This is a genomic window from Streptomyces albus subsp. chlorinus, from assembly GCF_013302895.1.
GTDB lineage: Bacteria > Actinomycetota > Actinomycetes > Streptomycetales > Streptomycetaceae > Streptomyces > Streptomyces chlorinus.
In genome coordinates this window covers 4,528,857-4,543,851 of the sequence record NZ_VJOK01000001.1, presented here as the reverse complement: position 1 = coordinate 4,543,851, position 14,995 = coordinate 4,528,857, and the positions used below count along the sequence as shown (strand labels likewise).

The following is a 14,995-nucleotide window of genomic DNA, read 5'->3' as shown; positions in this document are numbered from 1 at the left end:
GTCCGCCCCGTGGCCCCGCAGCCGGCCGTGGCGCCGCAACCGGCCGTGGCGCCGCAGCCGCCCGTCGTCTCTAGAGCGCGCAGCCGACCGTGACCGGCTCGTTGGTGAGGGTGACGCCGAACGCCTCCCGTACCCCGTCGCGCACCTCGCGGGCCAGCGCGAGCAGGTCGGCGGTGGTGGCCGAGCCGCGGTTGGTCAGGGCCAGGGTGTGCTTGGTGGAGATGCGGGCCGGGCCGGTGCCGTACCCCTTGGTGAAGCCCGCCTTGTCGATCAGCCAGGCCGCCGAGGTCTTGGTGCGCCCCTCCCCCGCCGGGAACGCGGGCGGCGCCGCCTCGGGACCGAGCCGCTCCCGCACGCGGTCCACGAAGGCGGCGAACTCCGCGTCGTCCAGGATCGGGTTGGTGAAGAAGGACCCGGCCGACCAGGTGTCGTGGTCGTCGGGGTCGAGCACCATGCCCTTCCCGGCGCGCAGCCGCAGCACGGCCTCCCGCGCGGCGGCCGCCGGCACCCGGTCGCCGGGCTCGACGCCGAGCAGCCGCGCGGTCTCCGCGTACCTGATCGGTGCCGAGAGTCCCTCCGCGTCCTCCAGCGCGAACCTGACCCGCAGTACGACATGGCGCGAGGGGTCGGCCTTGAAGCGGCTGTGCCGGTAGGAGAAGCCGCACTCGGCGTTCGTGAGGGTGACGGTCTCACGGGTGTGCCGGTCGTAGGCGACGACCTCGGTGAGGGTGCTGGAGACCTCCTGGCCGTAGGCGCCCACGTTCTGGACGGGCGTCGCGCCCGCCGAGCCGGGGATGCCCGCCAGGCACTCGATGCCCGCCAGGCCGGCCTCGACGGTGCGGGCGACCGCGTCCGACCAGTTCTCGCCCGCCGCCAGTTCCAGAGTGGTGCCGAAGAGCGCGAAGCCCCTCGTGGCGATGCGCAGGACGGTGCCGTCGAAGCCCTCGTCCGCGATGACGAGGTTGCTTCCGCCCGCGATGATCAGCAGCGGGGTGCCGCTGTCGTCGGCCTCGCGGACCGCCGCGATCACCTCGTCGTCGGTGGTCGCGGTGATCAGCCGCTTGGCGGGCCCGCCGAGGCGCAGCGTCGTCAGCGGGGCCAGCGAGACCAGGGGGACACCGGAGTCAACATGGAGTTCCTGCACGCGGTCCAGAGTACGGGGGCGCCGCCACCGCACCCGTCCCAGCCCTCGGACCGGCCACTCCGGCCACTCCGGCTGCTCAGGCCAGCTTCACCACGGCGCGGGACATGCCCAGCACCTTGGTGCCCGCGCTGGTGACCGTCAGGTCGACCTGCACCGTACGGGCCTCGTCGTCCAGCTTCTTGGCGACCTTGGCCGCGACCTCGATGACGGCACCGGTGTCGTCGTCCGGGACCACGACCGGCTTGGTGAAGCGCACGCCGTACTCCACCAGCGCGCCGGGGTCACCCGTCCAGTCGGTGATCACCCGGGCCGCCTCGGCCATGGTGAACATGCCGTGCGCGATTACGTCGGGCAGGCCCACGGACTTGGCGAACCGCTCGTTCCAGTGAATGGGGTTGAAGTCCCCGGAGGCACCGGCGTAGCGCACCAGCCGCTCGCGGTCCACCGGGAAGCTGCGGGCCGGCAGTTCGGTGCCCGGCTCGATGTCGGCGTAGGCGATCCGCGCTGTCATCCCCGTCACTCCCCTTCCACTGTTTCCGCTGTTTCCGCCGCGCGCGCGACCAGCGTGCAGCGCACGGTCACCACGCTCTCACCCGCCTGGTCGTGGACGTCACCGCGGATGTCCAGCACCTCGTTGCCCGCCAGCGACTTGATGGAGTCGATCGTGGAGGTGACCGACAGCACGTCCCCGGCGCGGACGGGACGATGGTGGACGAACCGCTGGTCGCGGTGGACCACCCGGGACCAGTCCAGACCCAGCTTCGGGTCCCGCACCACGCGCTCCGCCTCCTGGAACGTGATGGAGAAGACGAAGGTGGGCGGCGCGATCACGTCCGGGTGACCGAGCGCGGCGGCCGCCTCCGCGTCCGTGTAGGCGGGATTGTCGTCACCGATGGCCGCCGCGAATTCGCGGATCTTCTCCCTGCCGACCTCGTAGGGCCTGCTGGGCGGGTACGTCCGCCCGACGAAGGACTGATCGAGTGCCATCGGCGGCGCCTCCTACGGCAGTGGTGGCGGATTCACGGCGGCCCGGCACGGCGGCCCGTGCGGGGCGGTCACACAAAAGGCTCGCCGGCGGACGACCTTGCTGACAGGTGCCCCTGACAAGCTGACGGGCGTCCCTGACAAGGGGTCACGGCGAGACGATCACGGTGTCGGATCCCGGCGAGGTGAGCTTGGGGCGAGCTTGACGAGGAGACCACGCCGCGGGATCACGGTGAAGAGCTGCGTCCGGTGCCCGGACACAGGACGAGGCCGACCCCGCCGGGCGGGGACGGCCTCTGCGCTCGGGAGAAGTCAGCGCGTCTCGCGGTGCACCGTGTGGCGGTTGTCCCGCGGGCAGTACTTCTTCATCTCGATACGGTCCGGGTTGTTACGCCGGTTCTTCTTGGTGATGTAGTTCCGCTCCTTGCACTCCACGCAGGCCAGCGTGATCTTCGGGCGGACGTCTGTGGCAGCCACGTTGAGTGCTCCTTGACGAACGAACGGATTTAACACAGAAAGAGTAGCCGATCGAAGGACAGACCCCCACAACCGGCTACTGTCGGTGAAGTAGCGGTGACCGGACTTGAACCGGTGACACAGCGATTATGAGCCGCTTGCTCTACCGACTGAGCTACACCGCCACGATGCGGCGACCTCCCGACGGAAGATCTCTCACATCAGAGCCCCAAAACGGAATCGAACCGTTGACCTTCTCCTTACCATGGAGACGCTCTGCCGACTGAGCTATTGGGGCGAGCGATGAAGACATTACACGCCCCGCCGCCAAACGTGAAATCGGTATGGGCGCCGCCCGCGTGGCCCGGCGCCGCCGCGCCGCGCGAGGTCGCACACATGCGCCACGCATACGCCACGCGTGCGCCGGACGGGCGCCGGACGGGCGGCCGGACCGAGCGCCGCACGAGGCCACCGCCTGCCGTCCTACCCGCGTGTGCCCTGCGCCGCACCAGGTCAGCACCGGGTGCTCCGGCCCGGATTCCCGACCCGTCACCACCGCGCTGCGGCCCCTCCGTTCCGGCACCGGCCCCCCTTCCCGGCCCCGCCCGCACCGCGTCCCCGGCCGCCCCAACGGGCCCGGGCACCACACCGGTACGACTATTCGTCTCCTCCCCGCCGCCACTCACCACGCGTCCTACTCTCGTCTCCACATGCGACGTGGGAGCCAGATGACCGACAGCGAGCCGCAGGAGCCGGGGAAAGCGGGACGGGATTCCCCCGACGCCTCCTCCCGGAATTCCGCCCGTCCGGCGCACTCGCTCGTCCTGTGCGGCGCCCGGCTCGTGGACGGCCGCACCGTGGACGTACGGCTCGTCGGCGAGCGCATCGAGGCGGTCGGCACGGCGGGCAGTCTCGGGCACGCCCAAGAGGGCGGCACCCGTATCGACCTCTCCGGCTACCTGCTGCTCCCCGCGCCCGCGGAACCGCACGCCCACTACGACACCGCGCTCACCGCCGACCCGCCCGACCTCGGCCGCCCCGGAAGACCCGGCAAGCACGGCAAGCACGGCAAGCCCGCAAGACCCGACGCCGACCCGGCCGGCGAGGACGTACAGCGCCGCACCACGGAGGCCGCGCTCCTCCAGCTGGGACAGGGCGCCACCGCGGTGCGTACCCATGTGCACATCGGTGACGTCGCGGGGCTGCGGTCCCTCGAAGCGGTGCTCCAGGCCCGCAGGGCGCTGCGCGGACTGGCCGACCTGACCACCGTGGCCGTACCCCGGCTGCTGACGGGGGCCGCGGGCGCCGAGGGGCTGGCCATGCTGCGGGACGCGGTGAAGATGGGCGCCACGGCCGTCGGCGGCTGCCCCGACCTGGACCCGGACCCCGGCGGCTATGTCGAGGCGGTGCTCCAGGTCGCGGCCGAGCACGGCTGCCCCGTCGACCTGCACACCGACGGCTCCGACCCGGCGCGGCTCGCCCGGCTCGCCGCGGCGGCCGGCGGGCTGCGGCCGGGCGTCACCATCGGTCCCTGCGGCGGCCTCGCGCGGCTGCCGCAGCAGGTCGCCCAGCGCGCGGCGGACCAGCTGGCCGCCGCCGGGGTGACCGTGGTGTGCCTCCCCCAGGGCAACTGCGGGGTACTGGAGCGGCCCACCCCCACCGCGCCCTCCCGGACGGCACCCGTACGCGTGCTGTCAGCGGCGGGCGTCGCCGTCGCGGCCGGCAGCGGGGCCCTGCGGGACGCCGCCAACCCGGTCGGCAGGGGCGACCCGCTGGAGGCCGCCTACCTGCTCGCCTCCCACGGCGAGGCCCGCCCGCACCGCGCCTACGAGGCGGTCAGCACGCGGGCCCGGGCCGCGATGGGGCTGCCCGAGGTACGCGTCGAGGCCGGCTTCCCCGCCGAACTGCTCGCGGTACGCGGCACCGAACTGGCCGGAGCGCTCTCGCTCGCCTACAGCCGCATCGTCGTCCACCGGGGGCGCGTGGTGGCACGCACCAGCGCGGTACGCGAGTACTGCGACCTGGTCGGCACCCGCGAACTGGGACTCCCCCGCCAGTCGCAGGGCTGAGACCGGCAGGTTCCCGGAGGGCGCCGGCGGGTTCTCGCAGGGTGCCGGCGCCGGCGGGTTCCCGCAGGGGGCCGGGACGGACCAGGTGCCGGAGGCGCGCGTGCCGGGCGGACGTCCCGGGTGGGCATCCCGGTGCGGGCACGGGGCGGGCGACGGTGGGCATGTGGCCCGCCGCCGGGGGCCGGGCCAGGCATCGTACGGTCTCGCGTGGCCCGCCGCCGGCGACCGGGCGAGGCGTCGTACGGTCGGAGTATGCGCACAGTCATCGCTGGTGGACACGGTCAGATCGCGCTGCGGCTGGAGCGGCTGCTCGCCGGGCGCGGAGACGGAGTGGCGGGCCTCGTGCGCCGCCCGGAGCAGGCGAGCGACCTGCTGGCGGCGGGCGCGGAACCCGTCGTGTGCGACCTGGAGGAGGCGAGCGTCGAGGAGGTCGCACGGCATCTGGAGGGCGCGGACGCGGTCGTGTTCGCGGCCGGAGCGGGACCGGGCAGCGGCAGCGCCCGCAAGAAGACGGTGGACCACGCCGCGGCCGTCCTGTGTGCGGACGCCGCCGAGGCGGCGGGCGTACGCCGCTACCTGATGGTCTCCGCGATGGCGGCCGACGCCTCCCTGGAGGGGACCCCGGAGGGCATGGACCCGGTCTTCGCCGACTACCTGCGCGCGAAGGGCGCCGCCGACGACGACCTGCGCGCCCGCGAGGGCCTCGACTGGACGGTGCTGCGCCCCGGACGGCTCACCGACGGCCCGGGCACGGGCCGGGTGCACCTGGCACCCGGGACCGGACGCGGCGAGGTGACCAGGGACGACGTGGCAGCCGTCCTGATGGCCCTGCTGGACGAGCCCCGCACCGCCGGGCTGACGCTGGAACTGGTGGGCGGCCGCATGCCGATCCCCGAGGCGATCGACGAGGTGGCCGGGGTGGCGGGGAGCTGACGCCACGGGACGCCGCAGGGCATACGAAACGGCCCCTGACCAGCTCTTCCAGCTGGTCAGGGGCCGTTTCCGTCTCCTGTGGCGGCGCTAGGATTCGAACCTAGGAAGGCTGAGCCGGCAGATTTACAGTCTGCTCCCTTTGGCCGCTCGGGCACACCGCCTGGGATTGCTGCCCGACACCCGCCCGGGGCGGTGCGCCGTGGCAACGAGGTAAACCATACCCGATGGCCGGGGGTGGTTCGCCACCCGGTTCGACCGGCCGCGGCGCGGACCTGCGGCAGGTCCCGGGGCTTGGCGGGAACGGTGCGGAAGCCCTGCCGGGCGAGGGTGCGGGGGCCGTACGGGAAGAGCCGGGGCGACGCCGCCGGTGAGGCGCCGGGGGCGCGGTCGCGGGTGGCTAGGCTTTGCGCACGGCCTTCCGGGCCGTTTTCTGCCGGATCTATGTACGAGGAGCCAACTCACCATGGCCGACTCCAGTTTCGACATCGTCTCGAAGGTCGAGCGGCAGGAGGTCGACAACGCGCTGAACCAGGCCGCGAAGGAGATCTCCCAGCGCTATGACTTCAAGGGTGTGGGCGCTTCGATCGCGTGGTCGGGCGAGCGGATCGAGATGCGGGCCAACTCGGAGGAGCGGGTGAAGGCCGTGCTCGACATCTTCCAGTCCAAGCTGGTCAAGCGCGGTATCTCCCTCAAGGCGCTGGACGCGGGCGAGCCGCAGGCCTCCGGGAAGGAGTACCGGATCTCGGCCTCCCTCCAGGAGGGCATCTCGCAGGACAACGCGAAGAAGGTCGCGAAGGTGATCCGGGACGAGGGCCCCAAGGGCGTCAAGGCCCAGGTGCAGGGCGACGAGCTGCGGGTCACCTCCAAGAGCCGCGACAGCCTTCAGGAGGTCATCTCCCTGCTCAAGAGCAAGGACTTCGACTTCGCGCTGCAGTTCGTGAACTACCGCTGAGGACGCCGCGGACGCCGAGGACACCGCGGGCGGTGCCCGCGCGACCGCCGGCCGGAAGGGGCGAGCCCTTCTGTCACCAGCGGTAGTGCGGGTAGGCCGCCGGGGTGCCGGCGGGGACGATCTCGCGGCCGAGCGGCATCAGTGAGACGGGGACCATCTTGAAGTGGGCCAGGCCGAACGGGATGCCGATGATGCTCACGCAGAGGGCCACACCGAGGGTGAGGTGGCCGAGGGTGAGCCAGATGCCCGCGAAGATGAGCCAGATCACGTTCCCGATGCCGGAGGCCGCTCCCGCGTCGTGCCGCTGGACGACGGTTCTGCCGAAGGGCCACAGGGCGTACGCCGCGATGCGGAAACATGCCAGCCCCCAGGGGATCGTGACGATGAGCACACAGCAGACGAGCCCGGCCAGCACGTAACCGAGGGCCATCCACAGGCCGGAGAAGATCAGCCAGACGAGATTGAGAAGGGTCTTCACCCTCGCCAGCCTGCCATCTTCTCGAGCCGGGCGACACGTTCGGCCATGGGCGGATGTGTGGAGAACAGCTTGGTCATGCCACCCTCCCCGCGGCGGAACGGGTTGGCGATCATCAGATGGCTCGCCGTCTCCAGCCGTGGTTCGGGGGGCAGGGGCAGCTGTGCCGTGCCCGCCTCCAGCTTGCGCAGCGCGGAGGCGAGCGCCAGGGGGTCGCCGGTCAGGCGCGCTCCGGAGGCGTCCGCCTCGTACTCGCGGGAGCGGGAGACGGCGAGCTGGATGAGGGAGGCGGCCACCGGCCCCAGGAGCATGATCAGCAGCATGCCGACCAGCCCCGGCCCCTCGTCGTCGTCGGAGCGGCCGACGGGGATCAGCCAGGCGAAGTTGACCAGGAACAGGACCACGGAGGCGAGGGCACCGGCGACGGACGAGATGAGGATGTCCCTGTTGTAGACATGGCTCAGCTCGTGGCCGAGGACACCGCGCAGCTCGCGCTCGTCCAGCAGACGCAGGATGCCGTCCGTGCAGCACACGGCGGCGTTGCGCGGGTTGCGTCCGGTCGCGAAGGCGTTGGGCGCCTGGGTGGGCGAGAGGTAGAGCCGGGGCATGGGCTGCCGCGCGGCCGTGGACAGCTCGCGGACCATGCGGTACAGCTGCGGGGCCTCGAACTCGCTGACCGGGCGGGCCCGCATCGCGCGCAGCGCCAGCTTGTCGCTGTTCCAGTACGCGTACGCGTTGGTGCCCAGCGCGACCAGCAGCGCGACGGCCAGACCGGTCGTACCGAAGAAGCTTCCGATGACGAGGATGAGAGCGGACAGTCCTCCGAGGAGCAGAGCTGTCCTCAGCCCGTTGTGCCGGCGGTGCACGGTGCGCCCTCCAGGTGGTGCTGCGGGGCCCTGAGCCGGGCGGACCTTCCGCCCTCGACAGCCCCGTCCAGTGGACCCTCCCTTCAGCGTCAACGGAGAGCGGGCGTTCCCGGTTCCCCGCCGGCAGGGTGCGCCCGCCGGCGGGGTGCGCTGGGTGGTGGCCGGGGGCCGGCCCAGGTGCACGGACCGCCTCACGGGGGCGAGGGCGGGGTCAGAAGAGTGTGCTGTCCGCGAAGCGGAGGACGAGTTGCGGGGCGCCGGAGACGGCCAGGGCGCACACTCCGGTCAGGGCGATCGTGGCGGTGAGCGGCGCAGGGACCCGTACCCGCGCCGGGACGGCGGAACCCTCGGCGGCCGGACGGAAGAGCAGTGCCGTCCAGGTGAGGTAGTACACAAGGGCGATGACGACGTTCACGGCCATGACCACCGCGAGCCAGCCCAGACCCGCGTGCACGGCGGCCGAGAAGACGGTGACCTTGGCGAACAGGCCGACGATCCCCGGGGGCAGCCCCGCCAGGCACAGCAGGAAGAACCCGAGGGCGCCCGCGGCCCACGGATGGCTGCGCACCAGTCCCCGGTGGTCGTCGAGGCGGCCGTCCCCCACCGCCCCGTCCCGCCGCTGGACGGCGGCCACGACGGCGAAGGCACCCAGGTTGACCACCGCGTACATCAGCGCGTAGGCGACCGTCGCGCCGACGGCCTCACCGCCGTCGTCCGTGTACCCGGCGGCGGCGATGGGGACCAGCAGATAGCCCGCCTGTCCCACCGACGACCAGGCGAGCAGCCGCACCGCACCGTGGGACGTATCACGTCGCTGCCGCAGGGCTCCCAGGTTGCCGACGCTCATGGTGAGCGCGGCCAGCACCGCCAGTGCGGGCCCCCAGGCGTCCGCGTAGGACGGGAAGGCGCGCACGGCCACCAGGATGAGCCCCGAGAAGCCCGCCGTCTTTCCGACGACCGACAGGTAGGCGGCGACCGGCACGGGTGCGCCCACATAGGTGTCGGGCACCCAGAAATGGAAGGGCGCGGCGGCCGTCTTGAAGGCGAAGCCGACGAGAGTGAGGGCGACACCCGTGGCGGCGAGGGTGCCCAGGCGGCTGTCCACACGGGGCAGCGCTTCGGCCACGGCGTCCAGGTGCATGCTGCCGGTGGCGGCGTAGACGAAGCTGACGCCCAGCAGCATCACCGCGGTGGCGGCGACGGACGAGAGGAAGAACTTCAGCGCGGCCTCGGAGGAGAGCCGCTCTCCGCGCCGCAGACCGACCAGGGCGAACGCCGGGAGGGAGGCCACCTCCAGGGCCACCACGAGTGTCGCCAGATCGCGTGAGGCGGGCAGCAGGGCGGCGCCGGAGGCCGAGGACAGCAGCAGAAACCAGAACTCGCCCTCGGGGAGCCGCTCCTGCCGGACGGGCGTCATGGACAGCAGTGCCGTCACGAAGGCGCCGCCCAGGACCAGGAGCTGGATGCTGAGGGCGAACGGGTCCGCCACATAGCTGCACGCCCGCGGTCCCGCGGTCAGACAGAAGGTGGCACGGTCGTCGCCGGCCAGCGGGAGGAGGGCGAGTGCCGCCAGGGCGAGCGCCGCGGCGCTGAACCAGCCGAGCAGGCCCTTGCGGCGGTCCTCCAGGAACAGGTCGGCCACCAGGACGACCAGCGCGGCGACGGCGGCGACGGCGGGCGGCGCGACGGCGGCCCAGTCGACGCTCTGGACGAGCTGGTGCGCGCCCTGGGGGGCGGTGAGCGCGGTCATCGGGTCACTCCTGGCAGGAGGCTCTGCACGGCCGGGTCGGTCAGCCCGAGGAGGGCCGCGGGCCACAGCCCGGCGAGGACGGTGAGGACGACCAGCGGCGTCCAGGCGGCGAACTCCCAGCCGCGCACGTCGGGCACGCTCGCCGGTGTCGCGGTGCCGTCGGCCGCCGGGTCGCCCATGCACACGCGGCGTACGACGACGAGCATGTACGCGGCCGTCAGCAGTGTGCCGAGGGCGCCGAGGGCCAGGAACACCGCGAAGGCGGGCCGGCTCAGCCCGGCCGCCGGGTGGTAGGCGCCCAGCAGGGCCAGCAGTTCGCCCCAGAACCCGGCCAGTCCGGGCAGTCCGAGGGAGGCGACGGCGCCGAAGGCGAGCAGGCCGCCCAGTCGTGGCGCCCTTCCGTAGAGCGCGCCGCCCGTGCTGCCCGCGAGCGTGTCGAGGTCGCTGGTGCCCAGGCGGTCCTTGAGAGCGCCGACGAGGAAGAACAGCAGGCCGGTGATGAGGCCGTGCGCGACGTTCGCGTAGAGGGCTCCGTTGACACCCGTGCGGGTGAGGGTGGCGATGCCCAGCAGGACGAACCCCATGTGCCCGACGGAGGAGTAGGCGATCAGCCTCTTGAGGTCTCCCTTGGCGCCGCCGCGCGAGAGGGCGAGACAGGCGAGCGAGCCGTAGATGATGCCGACGACCGCGAAGGCGGCCAGGTAGGGAGCGAAGGTGTGCGCCCCGTCGGGGACGGCGGGCAGGAGGATGCGGACGAACCCGTAGGTGCCCATTTTCAGCAGCACGCCGGCCAGCAGCACGGAGCCCACGGTGGGGGCCGCCGTGTGCGCGTTGGGGAGCCAGCTGTGCAGCGGCCACATGGGTGCCTTGACGGCGAGTCCGAGGCCGATGGCCAAGGCGGCGGTGACCTGGGTGGTGTGACTCAGGCCCGCGCCGTGCTGCTGGGCGAGCCGCACCATGTCGAACGTGCCCGCGTGCAGGCCGAGCACGAGGAGCCCGAGCAGCATCACCACGGAGCCGAGCAGCGTGTAGAGGACGAACTTCCAGGCTGCCGGGCCCCGGCCCTCGCCGCCCCAGCGGGCGATGAGGAAGTACATCGGGACGAGCACCGTCTCGAACGCCAGGAAGAACAGCATCAGGTCGAGCACCGCGAAGCCGGCGAGCGTGCCGCACTCCAGCAGGAGCAGCAGCGCGGTGAACGCCTTGGGACTCGCCCCCTCGGGCCTCCTCGTGTAGCTGTACAGGGCGCACAGGAACGTCAGCAGCGCGGTGAGGAGGAGCAGCGGCAGGGAGACGCCGTCGGTACCGAAGTGCAGCCGTACGTCCAGCGCCGGGATCCAGCTGGCGTCCGTCTCGGCCTGCATCCTGCCCGGGTGGTCGTGGTCGAAGCCGAGGGCCAGGAGGACGCAGAGCGCCAGGACCGCGCCGGTGACCGTCACGCCGTGCCGCAGCACCGCCTGGTCGGGACCGCGGCCGCGCAGTCCCGGCGGTGCGGGTAGCAGGGCCGCCACCGACCCCAGCAGCGGCAGGACGACGACGGCGACGAGGAGCGCCTGCATGACGGTGTCGTCGAGCGGGATCACGTCACGCCCCTCCGTTTCCGGTCGCGGCCACGACGGCGATGACGGCGAGCACCAGGGAGCCGGTCAGCAGCGCGCCGAGATAGGTCTGCACGTTGCCCGTCTGGGCGCGCCGTACGGCGGCACCGAGCAGGCGCGCACCGCGTCCCGCACCGGTCACGTATCCGTCGACGACCTCCCGGTCCAGGAAGCGCACGAGCCGTGCGGCGCCGTGGAGGGGCCGCACGACGAGGGCGCGGTGGAGCGCGTCCAGGTGGAAGCCCGCGGCGGCGTGCCGGTGCAGCGGTCCGAGCAGCATCACACCGGGGTCGGCGTCGTGACCGGGGCGGAGCGCGGCCAGGGCGGTGCTGTGCCGCCATGTCGCATAGGTGAGCAGGCCGCCCACCAGGGCGACGCCGGTGGCGAGCAGAGAGGTGGCCAGGGTGGGGGTGAGGGAGGCGCCGTCGAACCAGTCGGGCAGGACGGGGAATGCCAGTCCGAGCGCGAGGGAGGGCACGGCGAGCACCCACAGGACGGCCGTCATGACGGCGGGCTCGCGCAGGTGCCCGTGGTGTTCGCGTTCCGGCGCCGGCTGGGCGAGCACCGTCTCCGGTGCCTGTCGGGGCACCTCCTCTGGTACGTGCTCGGCGGCCTTCTCGGGGCCCACGACGAGCGGCGCCCCGGCGCTGTCGGTGCCGGGCTCCACGGTCCCCCCCGCCTGGTCACCGCGGCTGGCCACTCCCCGCAACCGCGCGGGTGCTCCGGCGAGCAGCCACAGGCGCATCGCGTACGCCGCGGTCAGCAGGGCGGTGACCAGACCCGCGACCAGGACGATCCAGCCGGCGCCCGCCGGAGCCGCGTGCGCCCCCTCGAACGGGGGATGAGCGGTGCCGAAGGCGGTGTGTTCCGCCGCCGCGAGGACGGCCTCCTTGGAGAAGAACCCGGAGAACGGCGGGACGGCGGCCAGTGCGAGCAGCGCGACACTCATCGTCCAGAAGGCGTCGGGCGCCCGCCGGGCGAGGCCGCCGGTGCGGGCCATGACGGTCAGCGAGTTGGTGCCGGCCGCGTGGATGAGGACACCGGCGGCGAGGAAGAGCAGCCCCTTGAACGCGCCGTGGGTGAGCAGGTGGAAGACGGCGGCGCCCCGGTCGGCGACGGCCAGCGCCCCGGCCATGTAGGCGAGCTGGCTGATGGTCGAGTAGGCGAGCACCCGTTTGATGTCGTCCTGGGCGAGCGCGGCGAGCGCGGAGCCGGTCATGGTGAGGGCGGCCACCACCGCGAGGACGGTGAGCGCGGCCGCGGAGGCCGCGAAGACGGGCAGCAGGCGCGCCACGGCGTACACACCTGCCGCGACCATGGTGGCCGCGTGGATCAGTGCGGAGACCGGTGTCGGGCCCGCCATCGCGTCGGGCAGCCAGGTGTGCAGCGGGAACTGCGCCGACTTGCCCGCGACCCCGGCCAGGAGCAGCAGCGCGATCAGCGTGGGGTGGGCCGGCTCGAAGCCGGACAGCGGGGAGGTCAGCCGGGTGACGACGGTGCTGATGCGGAAGCTGCCCGCCTCGGAGGCCAGCGCCAGGATGCCGATGAGGAACGGGACGTCACCCAGTTTGGTGACCAGGAACGCCTTGAGGGAGGCCGAGCGCGCGGCCGGGGTCTCCCAGTAGTGGCCGACCAGGAAGTACGAGCAGATGCCCATGACCTCCCAGCCGACGAGCAGCACGATCAGGTCGTCGCTGTAGACGACCAGGAACATCGCGGCCGTGAACAGCGAGACCAGCGCCGCGTACGACGCGTAGCGCGGGTCGTCGCGCAGATAGCCGGTCGAGTACAGCTGCACGCACGTGGCGACGAGCCCCACGAGGACGGCGACGAGAACGGCGAAACCGTCCAGGTTCAGCGCGAGCTGGACGGGCAGCGCGTCGTTGCCGGTGGGGGCCAGCTCCGTCGCGGCGCGCACCGGTTCCCCGCCGCCCTGGCGGACGGCGACGACGACCGCGAGGACAGCGGCGGCGAGGGTGGGCAGGACGGCGAGCGGGCGGACGAACCCCGGGGCGCGGCGGCCGAGCAGCAGCCCGGCGAGCGCGCCGAGGGCGGGGAGGGCCGGGACGAGCGCTGCGAGTGTCGTGGTGCTCACGCTGGCCGCCTCCCTGCGGCGGACTCCGGAACGCCCTGGTCGGGGCCGTTCCCGGTGTCGTTGTCAGTGGCGGGTGTCACGCTGGTCTCCTCGCGTGAACCGCCGCCGGGGTCGCCCGTCGAGGGGCCGCCGCCCTCGCTCAGGTCCCTGAGCCGGTCGATGTCGGAGCTGCCGCGGTTGCGGTGGACGAGCAGCACGATGGCCAGACCGATGCCGATCTCGGCTGCGGCGATCGCGATGGTGAAGAGGGTGAGCGCCTGGCCCGCGTGCAGCGTGTCGCGGAGCCAGGCGTCGAAGGCGACGAGGTTGAGGTTGACGGCGTTGAGCATCAGCTCGACCGCCATGAGCACGAGGACGGCGTTGCGGCGCGCGAGGACGCCGTAGAGGCCGACGCAGAAGAGGAGGACGGCGAGCACGGCGGGATAGGCGAGGTGCATCAGCGCTCACCCGCCTTCTGCCGCCGGGAGAGGACGATGGCGCCGACGAGTGCGGCGAGGAGGAGCACCGAGAGCGCCTCGAAGGGCAGCACCCAGTGCCGGAACAGGGCCGTGCCGGTCACCTCGGAGGAGCCCTTCCCGGGTCCGGTGCGCTGCTCCAGGTCGATCCATGTGGCGCGGAAGGCGTCGATGACGACGGTGACGAGGGTGGCCGCCGCGGCGAGGGCGACGGTGAGCGCGACCCAGCGGTTGCCCGAGTCGGCGTCGGGCGAGCGCCCGATGGGGGCCCTGGTCAGCATGAGACCGAAGAGGAGCAGGACGACGACGGAACCGACGTAGATCAGCACCTGCACCCAGGCGATGAACTCGGCGGTCAGCAGCAGGTATTCGACGGCGATCCCGCCGAGCGCGACCACCAGCCACAGCGCCGCGTGCACGAGCTGCTTGGTGGTGACGGTGACCAGCGCGGCTCCGAGGATGACCAGCCCGACCAGCAGGAAGACGACCTCGACGCCGGTCGCGGAGAGGAAACCGGGGTGCCCGGCGGCGAGCGGCTGAGGGACGACCGGGTTCACTCGTCACCGCCCCGCGGGTGGGGGCCGGACGCGCCGGGGCCCTCGTCCGTCGCCTGGGCGGGCTGTTCGCGGTGGGCGGCGAGGCGGTCGGCGGTGGCCGCCTGGGCGGCCTTGTCGGCCGCCTTGCGGGCCGCTGCCAGCTCCTTGGCCTCCTCGGCGCCCTCGTCCAGCGGGGGCGGCTCGGGCACGGTCCACATCCACTCGCGCAGCTTGTCCCGCTCGTGGGTCAGCTCCCGGATGTCGGTCTCCGCGTACTCGAACTCGGGGGACCAGAACAGCGCGTCGAAAGGGCACACCTCGATGCAGATACCGCAGTACATGCACAGGGCGAAGTCGATGGCGAACCGGTCCAGCACGTTGCGGCTGCGCTCGCGTCCTCCCGGCGCGGCGGGCGGCACCGTCTCCTTGTGGGAGTCGATGTAGATGCACCAGTCGGGGCACTCGCGGGCGCAGAGCATGCAGACGGTGCAGTTCTCCTCGAAGAGGCCGATGACGCCCCTGCTGCGGGGCGGCAGTTCGGGCTGCGCGTCGGGGTAGTGCTCGGTGACCGAGCGCCGGGTCATCGTCCGGAGGGTGACGGCCAGGCCCTTGGCGAGCCCTGAGCCGAAGACCCCGCGCGAGGGGCGGGCGGGCCCGGTGCCCGTCCCGCCGTGGGGGCCGC

At 72.8% G+C, this 14,995-nt stretch carries 15 protein-coding genes and 3 tRNA genes; 3 read left to right on the top strand and 15 right to left on the bottom strand.

The annotated features are described in order from the left end of the window. Positions 1–70: 70 nt before the first annotated feature. The 6 genes from FM076_RS19825 to FM076_RS19800 form a co-directional block, all read right to left on the bottom strand. The gene (locus tag FM076_RS19825) at positions 71–1,144 is read right to left on the bottom strand and encodes a UDP-N-acetylmuramate dehydrogenase (protein WP_173872339.1); all 1,074 of its coding nucleotides are present in this window, start codon (positions 1,142–1,144) and stop codon (positions 71–73) included. Positions 1,145–1,220: 76 nt separating this feature from the next. Then, complete coding sequence (locus FM076_RS19820) at positions 1,221–1,655, bottom strand: MaoC family dehydratase (protein ID WP_173872338.1); 435 nt, start codon at positions 1,653–1,655, stop codon at positions 1,221–1,223. A 5-nt stretch (positions 1,656–1,660) separates the two neighbouring features. Further along, positions 1,661–2,131 (bottom strand): FAS1-like dehydratase domain-containing protein, encoded by a 471-nt coding sequence (locus FM076_RS19815; protein WP_173872337.1) that lies wholly within the window; start codon positions 2,129–2,131, stop codon positions 1,661–1,663. A gap of 309 nt (positions 2,132–2,440) precedes the next feature. Continuing rightward, positions 2,441–2,605, bottom strand: a complete 165-nt coding sequence (rpmG, locus tag FM076_RS19810) for a 50S ribosomal protein L33 (protein ID WP_019547103.1) — start codon at positions 2,603–2,605, stop codon at positions 2,441–2,443. 91 nt (positions 2,606–2,696) lie between these two features. Further along, positions 2,697–2,769, bottom strand: a tRNA-Met gene (locus tag FM076_RS19805). A gap of 40 nt (positions 2,770–2,809) precedes the next feature. Next, a tRNA-Thr gene (locus tag FM076_RS19800) sits at positions 2,810–2,882 on the bottom strand. A gap of 430 nt (positions 2,883–3,312) precedes the next feature. Here FM076_RS19800 and FM076_RS19795 point away from each other — a divergent pair. Together FM076_RS19795 and FM076_RS19790 are read left to right on the top strand one after the other, a co-directional pair. Continuing rightward, on the top strand, positions 3,313–4,653 hold the full coding sequence (locus FM076_RS19795; protein WP_173874876.1) for an amidohydrolase family protein: 1,341 nt from the start codon (positions 3,313–3,315) through the stop codon (positions 4,651–4,653). 252 nt (positions 4,654–4,905) lie between these two features. Further along, entirely contained in the window at positions 4,906–5,586 is a 681-nt protein-coding gene (locus FM076_RS19790; RefSeq protein ID WP_173872336.1) for an SDR family oxidoreductase, read from the top strand. 79 nt (positions 5,587–5,665) lie between these two features. Here the strand turns inward: FM076_RS19790 and FM076_RS19785 are convergent. Then, positions 5,666–5,747, bottom strand: a tRNA-Tyr gene (locus tag FM076_RS19785). Positions 5,748–6,049: 302 nt separating this feature from the next. Here FM076_RS19785 and FM076_RS19780 point away from each other — a divergent pair. After that, positions 6,050–6,538 carry a YajQ family cyclic di-GMP-binding protein gene (locus FM076_RS19780; protein WP_173872335.1) on the top strand — a complete coding sequence of 163 codons (489 nt, stop codon included), beginning with the start codon at positions 6,050–6,052 and terminating at the stop codon, positions 6,536–6,538. A gap of 73 nt (positions 6,539–6,611) precedes the next feature. Here FM076_RS19780 and FM076_RS19775 read toward each other — a convergent pair whose 3' ends face one another. From FM076_RS19775 to FM076_RS19740, 8 genes are all read right to left on the bottom strand, one after another. After that, on the bottom strand, positions 6,612–7,016 hold the full coding sequence (locus tag FM076_RS19775; protein ID WP_173872334.1) for a YccF domain-containing protein: 405 nt from the start codon (positions 7,014–7,016) through the stop codon (positions 6,612–6,614). Next, positions 7,013–7,879 (bottom strand): zinc metalloprotease HtpX, encoded by an 867-nt coding sequence (htpX, locus tag FM076_RS19770; RefSeq protein WP_173872333.1) that lies wholly within the window; start codon positions 7,877–7,879, stop codon positions 7,013–7,015. The genes FM076_RS19775 and htpX overlap by 4 nt, the downstream gene beginning before the upstream one ends. Positions 7,880–8,090: 211 nt before the next feature. Beyond that, positions 8,091–9,629 (bottom strand): NADH-quinone oxidoreductase subunit N, encoded by a 1,539-nt coding sequence (locus FM076_RS19765; protein ID WP_173872332.1) that lies wholly within the window; start codon positions 9,627–9,629, stop codon positions 8,091–8,093. Then, complete coding sequence (locus FM076_RS19760) at positions 9,626–11,188, bottom strand: complex I subunit 4 family protein (RefSeq protein ID WP_173874875.1); 1,563 nt, start codon at positions 11,186–11,188, stop codon at positions 9,626–9,628. The genes FM076_RS19765 and FM076_RS19760 overlap by 4 nt, the downstream gene beginning before the upstream one ends. Before the next feature lie 25 nt (positions 11,189–11,213). Beyond that, positions 11,214–13,322: an NADH-quinone oxidoreductase subunit L gene (locus FM076_RS19755; protein ID WP_173872331.1), complete on the bottom strand. Its 2,109-nt coding sequence runs from the start codon at positions 13,320–13,322 to the stop codon at positions 11,214–11,216. Further along, the gene (gene nuoK / locus FM076_RS19750) at positions 13,319–13,759 is read right to left on the bottom strand and encodes an NADH-quinone oxidoreductase subunit NuoK (RefSeq protein ID WP_173872330.1); all 441 of its coding nucleotides are present in this window, start codon (positions 13,757–13,759) and stop codon (positions 13,319–13,321) included. Before nuoK ends, FM076_RS19755 begins: the two co-directional genes overlap by 4 nt. Further along, on the bottom strand, positions 13,759–14,334 hold the full coding sequence (locus FM076_RS19745) for an NADH-quinone oxidoreductase subunit J (RefSeq protein WP_173872329.1): 576 nt from the start codon (positions 14,332–14,334) through the stop codon (positions 13,759–13,761). The genes nuoK and FM076_RS19745 overlap by 1 nt, the downstream gene beginning before the upstream one ends. Next, complete coding sequence (locus FM076_RS19740) at positions 14,331–14,897, bottom strand: 4Fe-4S binding protein (RefSeq protein ID WP_173874873.1); 567 nt, start codon at positions 14,895–14,897, stop codon at positions 14,331–14,333. Before FM076_RS19740 ends, FM076_RS19745 begins: the two co-directional genes overlap by 4 nt. Positions 14,898–14,995 lie beyond the last annotated feature (98 nt).